The sequence below is a fragment of the Nodosilinea sp. LEGE 07298 genome, assembly GCF_015207265.1.
Taxonomy (GTDB): domain Bacteria; phylum Cyanobacteriota; class Cyanobacteriia; order Phormidesmidales; family Phormidesmidaceae; genus Nodosilinea.
Genome location: NZ_JADEXE010000592.1, coordinates 1 through 1,209, shown reverse-complemented (window position 1 = coordinate 1,209; position 1,209 = coordinate 1). Strand labels below are relative to the sequence as shown.

Here is a 1,209-nt window from a genome sequence, read left to right as displayed (position 1 = left end):
CCTACGCCCTAACGCGGATCGACGATCGCGCCTACAAACAGCAGCGTGCCGCTCTGGCGATCGCGGATAGCGGCGATAAATGGGCGATCGACTACCATCTCGAAGGGTGAATCGGGCGGTAGCGCAATGGAGGTGGGCATGATGCCGATCGCAGTACTGGCAGTGGCTTCGGTGCCTTCTTCGTTGACCTCAATGAAGGTTTTGTGGCGCACCTGGTTGATGAAGGCCTCTAGTTCGGTCAGGCCCGAAAAGTCGGCCTGGCCAGCTTCAAAAGCGATGCCCATGCCCAGGGTCTCCAGGGCTGGGATCAGATCGGCTTCGTATTCAAACTGAAATTTGGGCAGCTGAATGTCACCGGGGCGCGATCGCATCTGGTTCATCCAACTCTGCCAGTTTTCGGGAGTCAGCTGAGCAGAGAACTCGGCTAGGTCAATGCCCGGAGCTGGCAAAATTACTTCAAAGCTGAGCGATGCGTTGCCGTAGGGCAGGCTGACTGCCTGAAACTGGTCAGTTTCGAGGTAGCGATAATCGCCGCTCTGAGCCATCAGAGGGTGCTGAATGGTGTCGCCATTGGCCAGGCTAAAGGAACGCTCTGCCGTTTGGGCGGGGTCAAAGGCTTCGCTCCAGGCTCCTTTGAAGTAGACGGCATTCACCAGCACCAGGAGCTGATCGGCGGGCAGCTGGTCAACAATGGTAGGAATGCGATCGCGAGTGCGTGCCTTGACCCAATCGTTGATGCGATTGGCGGCTGTGGGCAGGCCAAAATCGAGGACGGCGACTTCGGCCCTGTAGGCGGTCCGCATCTGCTCAATGTAGTCGGCCCGCACCGGCAGTTTCTCGTTCACCCAAAGAGAATTGGCAATTTCAAGCGCCACCTCAGGGTCGAGCTGAGTGAGGTACTGGGTCAGAGCCTGATTGCCCGCATTGATCTGGTCGATATCTAAACCTTGAATTTTGAGGGCGTTGGCGATCGCCACCTGAGTTTCGCCGCCTGCGCCGTTGTAGGCCATGGCTATGGCTAGGGCCACGCTGGTGGGCGACACCAGCACATTTTCATTGGGGGTTGCCTGACGCAGCTGATCAAATAGGGCCAAGCCAAAATCTAAATGAGCTTGGGTCAATTCTCTATTCACGGTGGGGGCCACGGCCGGAGCCTGCGCTAAAGGGTCGGAGGAGTCAGCCTGGTTGGCGGGAGGGGCCGGCTGTGGG

The 1,209-nt window shown here is 58.2% G+C and carries 1 protein-coding gene; it reads right to left on the bottom strand.

Annotation, left to right across the window (positions count from 1 at the left end):
* Nucleotides 1–8: 8 nt before the first annotated feature.
* Nucleotides 9–1,209 (bottom strand): serpin family protein (locus tag IQ273_RS33280; RefSeq protein WP_194027336.1); only part of this gene is annotated, 1,201 nt, incomplete at its 5' end.